At 45.0% G+C, this 238-nt stretch carries 1 protein-coding gene; it reads left to right on the top strand.

What is annotated here, in order from left to right:
- On the top strand, window positions 1–238 hold a 238-nt coding region (locus tag NLF92_RS13760), incomplete at both ends, for an aldehyde dehydrogenase family protein (protein WP_254102841.1).

Genomic DNA, 238 nt, shown 5'->3' with positions numbered 1-238 from the left:
AAGTTATGCAAAGTGCTGCAGCGACAAACCTAAAAGACGTTACCATGGAGCTTGGCGGTAAATCGCCATTGCTAGTCTTTGAAGATGCCAATATTAGTCAGGCGGTAAGTGCCGCGATGCTAGGCAACTTCTACACCCAAGGCGAAATTTGCACAAACTGTACGCGCGTTTACGTACAACGTTCTGTATATCAAGCATTTATCGATGAGCTAAAAACACGTACCGAAGCGAACATCAT

This window comes from Opacimonas viscosa (genome assembly GCF_024199005.1).
GTDB classification, from domain to species: domain Bacteria; phylum Pseudomonadota; class Gammaproteobacteria; order Enterobacterales; family Alteromonadaceae; genus Opacimonas; species Opacimonas viscosa.
The sequence above is the reverse complement of the archived record's forward strand: the minus strand, read 5'-3'. Positions and strand labels throughout refer to the sequence as shown.